The organism is Streptomyces beijiangensis (assembly GCF_017315755.1).
In the GTDB taxonomy this organism is placed as follows: domain Bacteria; phylum Actinomycetota; class Actinomycetes; order Streptomycetales; family Streptomycetaceae; genus Streptomyces; species Streptomyces beijiangensis.
On the sequence record NZ_JAFLRJ010000577.1, the window covers coordinates 1 to 5176 of the forward strand.

At 70.3% G+C, this 5176-nt stretch carries 5 protein-coding genes and 1 pseudogene; 4 read left to right on the plus strand and 2 right to left on the minus strand.

Annotation, left to right across the window (positions count from 1 at the left end; translation table 11 throughout):
- From J0695_RS37030 to J0695_RS37045, 4 genes and pseudogenes are all read left to right on the plus strand, one after another.
- A pseudogene (locus J0695_RS37030) lies at positions 1 to 973 on the plus strand (transcriptional regulator); the annotation flags it as partial.
- A gap of 92 nt (positions 974 to 1065) precedes the next feature.
- Positions 1066 to 1650: a sigma-70 family RNA polymerase sigma factor gene (locus J0695_RS37035; RefSeq protein ID WP_206969149.1), complete on the plus strand. Its 585-nt coding sequence runs from the start codon at positions 1066 to 1068 to the stop codon at positions 1648 to 1650.
- The gene (locus J0695_RS37040) at positions 1647 to 2399 is read left to right on the plus strand and encodes an anti-sigma factor (protein ID WP_206969150.1); all 753 of its coding nucleotides are present in this window, start codon (positions 1647 to 1649) and stop codon (positions 2397 to 2399) included. The genes J0695_RS37035 and J0695_RS37040 overlap by 4 nt, the downstream gene beginning before the upstream one ends.
- 13 nt (positions 2400 to 2412) lie before the next feature.
- Complete coding sequence (locus J0695_RS37045) at positions 2413 to 3771, plus strand: cryptochrome/photolyase family protein (protein ID WP_206969151.1); 1359 nt, start codon at positions 2413 to 2415, stop codon at positions 3769 to 3771.
- A 4-nt stretch (positions 3772 to 3775) separates the two neighbouring features.
- On the opposite strand, the gene J0695_RS37050 is transcribed toward J0695_RS37045, so the two are convergent.
- Both J0695_RS37050 and J0695_RS37055 read right to left on the minus strand, forming a co-directional pair.
- Entirely contained in the window at positions 3776 to 4582 is an 807-nt protein-coding gene (locus tag J0695_RS37050; protein ID WP_206969152.1) for a DUF1295 domain-containing protein, read from the minus strand.
- Positions 4579 to 5176 (minus strand): class I SAM-dependent methyltransferase (locus tag J0695_RS37055; protein WP_206969153.1); only part of this gene is annotated, 598 nt, incomplete at its 5' end. The genes J0695_RS37055 and J0695_RS37050, both read right to left, overlap by 4 nt.

Sequence of the window (5176 nt, forward strand, 5' to 3'; positions counted from 1 at the left end):
GGCACGACGTGCTTTCCAGGACGCGTCAGACATGCCCGACCTCATCGGGCAGGCCGTACACGCTGCCATGGAGAAGTCCCAGGGCGACGTGGAGGCGGCGAGCGCCGCGCTGCTGAAGCGCGCGATCCCCGACGCGATGATCCTGCTGGACGCCTGCCGCAAGGGCGCCCGCTACGACATCATCGCCCACCCCTGGATCCCGGACGTCCTGAAGAAGAAGACCGCACGGGGGGCGGACGAGATCTGGGAGGCCCGCCCCAAGTGGACCAGGGCCGCGCTCCCTCCCGGCACGCACGAGATCACCGCGCTGGACATCAACGGCGCCTATCTGTCAGCGCTCAAGACCCATCTGCCGCTGGGTGTGCTCGAACACTCCGCCGGGAACACCCACGACCGGCGGCGCGCCGGAATCCACCTCATCACCCCGCCCCCCTGGGAGCACGAAGCGGTGTTGCCCAACCCGATCGGCAACCGCGACGAAGCAGGCCCCCTGTGGGTGACCGAACCGACGCTGCGCCTCCTGCTGCGCCTCTCGGGCACGAAATACGGGCTGTGCGAACCACCGGTCATCCATGAGTCGTTCACTTCGGGCGCCACGGAGAATCTCCTGGAGAAGTTCCGCGGCACATTGCGGGACGCCCGCGAGACCGCGATCGCCGAGGACGACGAGGTCACTCTCGAATACGTGAAAGCCATGTATTCCAAGTTCGTCTCCACGATGGGGGAGTCGAACTACAACCGTGAGCTGTACCGCCCGGACTGGATGCACATCATCCGCTCCCAGGCCTTCGCGAACCTCTGGACCAAGGCATTCAAGGCGCACAACGAGAATCTGACCGTGGTACGCGCCATGGGTACCGACGAACTCCACGTGCTCGGGGACTGGCGCCGGGTCTTCCCCGAGGGCCGAGGAGTCACCGAGGTGAAGGTGAAGGACGTCTACACCGCCGGCGTCGGCGACGCCGAGAACTGACGTTCTCCACAGAAAAGCGCCGGGCGACCAATCCCCGCGAGTCCCGGCTCCGAATCACCTCCGTAGACACGAGCGTCCGGGAGGATCAGCGGGTGAAAGAAGTGGTGTACATCAGTGGGGTCCCGTCCGCCGGGCCCGATCTGCCCATGCTGCTGGGCCAGGTGGCCCGAGGAGATCAGGAGGCGTTCGGCTCGGTGTATGACGCGGTCTGCGGACCGGTGCTCGGGCTGGTCCGGAGCGTGCTGCGCGATCCGGCGCAGTCCGAGGAGGTCGCCCAGGAGGTGCTGACCGAGGTATGGCGCACGGCCGCCCGCTATCGGCCGGAACGGGGCGGTGTCATGAACTGGGTCCTCACCCTGGCGCACCGCAGGGCCGTCGACCGGGTGCGATCCGCTCAGGCGTCCGCCGACCGGGAGCACAAGGCGGCCCTGCTGGACCGGACGCCCGCGTTCGATCAGGTGACCGAGCAGGTGGAGGCCCGTCTGGAGCGTGAGCAGGTACGGCGCTGTCTGCGCACCCTCACCGAGCTGCAGCGCCAGTCGGTCACCCTGGCCTACTACCAGGGGCTGACCTACAGGGAAGTGGCCGAACTGCTGACCGTACCGCTGGGCACGGTCAAGACCCGACTGCGTGACGGACTGATCCGGCTGCGCGACTGCCTGGGGGTGAGCACATGAATGCCGAACTTCACACACTCACCGGCGCCTATGCGCTGCACGCGCTGTCGGACGACGAACGCGAGGAGTTCGAGAGGCATCTCGGCGACTGCGAGGCATGCACCCAGGAGGTACGGGAGCTGACCGCCACTGCCGCCCGCCTGGGGCTCGCGGTCTCCGTCACTCCACCGCCGGAGATGAAGGCCGCGGCGCTGCGGCGGATCAGTACCGTACGCCAGGAGCCCCCGGTCGCCCCGGCCCCCGCCAGGCCGGTCGCCGCCAGGTTCCGCGGACGACGGATGGCCCGCTTCGCGCTGGCCGCGTGCATGGCGGTGACCGCCGGCAGCGCCGGGGTCGCGGTCTGGCAGCACCAGAGCGCCGACGACGCCCAGCAGCAGGCCCGCGCCGCACAGCAGCAGTCCGAGCAGCTGGCGGGCGTCCTCGCCGCGCCCGACGCCAAGGCCACCACTGGTCAGCTCGCCGGTGGTGCCAGCGGCACCCTGGTGGTCGCGCACAGCAAGAACCAGGCCGTGTTCGTGGCGTCCAGCATGCCCAAACCCCCGTCCGGCAAGGTCTACCAGCTGTGGTTCAACGACGCGGGCACGATGCGCTCGGCGGGCCTGATGGACCCGTCGCAGACCACCGAGGCAGTCCTGCTGTCGGGCCCTGTCGACAAGGCGTCGGGCATGGGTATCACCGTGGAGCCGTCCGGAGGGTCGCCCGCACCCACCTCCGCCCCGCTCGCGCTGATGAACTTCGCCACGGCATGAGGGGATACGCCAAGTGACCGTCTCCGTAGCCCTGTTCACCTCGGATCTGCGCCTGCACGACAACCCGGTGCTCTCCGCCGCGCTGCGCGATTCGCAGCAGATCGTCCCGCTCTTCGTGTACGACACCGGTGTGCACCGGACCGGCTTCGACGCGCCCAACCGGCAGGCGTTCCTCGCCGACTGCCTGGCCGATCTGGATGCCGGACTGCGGGCGCGCGGCGGCCGCCTCGTGGTCCGCAGCGGTGACGTGGTCGAGCAGGTCCACTCCGTAGTGCGCTCCGTGGGCGCGACGCGCGTGCATGTCGCGGGCGGTGTGAGCCGGTACGCCACCGGGCGCGAGGAGCGCCTCAGATCGGTGCTCGCCGGGACGGGGTGCACCCTGGCGGTGCACGACGCCGTGGTGACGGCGGTGGCACCCGGCGCCGTCACGCCCACCGGCAGTGACCACTATGCCGTTTTCACCCCGTACTTCCGGCGCTGGACCGAAGCCGGCGCGCGGGATCCGGTGCCGACGCCGCGCAGAGTCGCGGTCGCCGACATCGCATCGGAGCCGCTGCTCCCCAGGTCGGGGATCACCGGGATCTCGCCCGGACTTGCCGAGGGCGGTGAGACGGCGGGACGCCAGCAGCTGTGGGAGTGGCTGTCGTCCGGCGTGAGCGGCTACGAGGAGGGTCACGACAATCTGGCGGGCGACGCCACCTCCCGGCTCTCGCCGTTCCTCCACTTCGGTGCGCTCTCCGCTTCCGAACTCGTCCATCTCGCCCGGCGCGAGGGATCGCCGGGCGCCGAGGCGTTCGTACGGCAGCTGGCCTGGCGGGACTTCCACCACCAGGTCCTCGCGGCCCGCCCCGACACGGCAAGCGACGACTACCGGACGCGGGGCGACCGCTGGAGGACGGACGAGAAGGAGATCGCCGCCTGGCGGGAGGGCCGCACCGGCTATCCGCTGGTGGACGCGGCGATGCGCCAGCTCGCCCACGAAGGGTGGATGCACAACCGGGGCCGGATGCTGGTGGCGAGCTTCCTCACCAAGACGCTGTACGTGGACTGGCGGGTCGGCGCCCGGCACTTCCTCGGGCTCCTGGCCGACGGGGACGTGGCCAACAATCAGCTCAACTGGCAGTGGGCGGCGGGGACCGGCACCGACACCCGCCCCAACCGGGTCCTCAACCCGGTGGTCCAGGGCAAGCGTTTCGACAAGCGCGGCATCTACGTACGCCGCTGGGTTCCGGAACTCGCCGACGTCACGGACCGTGATGTACACGAGCCGTGGAAACTGGAAGGCCTGGACCGGGCCGGGGTCGACTACCCCGACCCGATCGTCGAACTGGCCGAGGGGCGCGCCCGGTTCGAGCGTGCGCGCGGGGTCTAGAGCGTCACCGGCGGCGGCGCGGCGGCAGTGGTAGGAACCCGCTCGTGCGGGTCACGTACTCGCTGTAGCCGGGCCGTCCCGACATATGACGCTCCAGCAGCGCCTTTCCGCTGCCCCGGATCAGCAGGAAGGACATCACCAGCGGGGAGAGGACCGTCGCCGCCGCTGCCGCGGGAGCGGCGCAGACCATGAGGAACAGACCCCACCAGACACAGAAGTCACCGAAGTAATTGGGGTGCCGCGTCCAGGCCCACAGGCCGCGGTCCATGACCTTCCCCCGGCTGGCGGGATCGGCCTTGAAGCGGGCCAGCTGCCAGTCGCCGACCGCCTCGAAGACGAAACCCACGCCCCACAGGACTACCCCGGCCCACACCAGCGGACCCGGCCCCGTGCGTACGTACATCGCGGCCTGCACCGGCAGTGACACCAGCCAGACCAGCCCGGCCTGCAGCAGATACACCATGCGCAGTGCGTAGAGGTTGCGGTGGCGCGGGGCTTTGGCGAGCAGCGCCTCGTAGCGCGGATCCTCCCCGTGTCCCCGGCCCCGGCGCACGATATGAGCCGCGAGCCGCAGCCCCCACACACAGGTCAGGGCGGTCACCAGCAGTCGCCGGACGAGGTCTCCCTCGCCGGCCGACATGGCGTACGAGACGAGCGCGACCGCCGCGAAGGCGAAGCCCCAGGCCGCGTCGACGATCCGGTGCACTCCCTTGCGTACCGCGACGGCGAAGGTGGCCAGGAGCACGGCCAGCGATGCCGCGGCGGTCACCGGCAGGGCCAGCGCGAACTGCTCCCAGGGGTATCCGCTCATGGTGTGCCCCCACCGAGCGAGACGTCCGGCACCGGCTCCATCCCACTCACACCGTCCCCGTCCGGCCGCACCGCAAGGATCTGGTCGACGCCCATGCGCCGCTCCTCGAATGCCAGCGCACCGCCCACCAGATACAGACGCCACACGCGCGCCGTCTCCTCACCGGCCAGTTCCACGAACTCCGCCCACCGGTCCTCCAGCGTCCGGTGCCAGGCGCCGACAGTCCGCACATAGTGCTCGCGCAGCGACTGCACCGACCGGACCTCAAGGCCGGCACCTTCCAGCAGCGAGACGGTGTCCCCGAGCGGCCGCATGTGCATGTCGGGTGCGATGTACGCCTCGATGAACGCCCCGCCGCCCGGTGCGACGGAACCGCGCGACATCTGCTGGACGAGCACCCGCCCCCGGGGACGGACCATCCGGTGCAGGGTGGCGGTGAACGCCGGGTACTCGGCGTCGCCGACGTGCTCGCCCATCTCCACGGTGGCGACCGCGTCGAACTCCCCGTCCGCGATGTCGCGGTAGTCCCGGCACTGCACTTCCACCAGGTCCTCCAGGCCCCGCTCGGCAACCTGTTCCCGCACGTACGCGGCC

Coding starts and splice junctions, on each gene's coding strand:
- J0695_RS37040 (WP_206969150.1), top strand. CDS start 1,647: ATGAATGCCGAACTTCACACACTCACCGGCGCCTATGCGCTGCACGCG.
- J0695_RS37050 (WP_206969152.1), bottom strand. CDS start 4,582: ATGAGCGGATACCCCTGGGAGCAGTTCGCGCTGGCCCTGCCGGTGACC.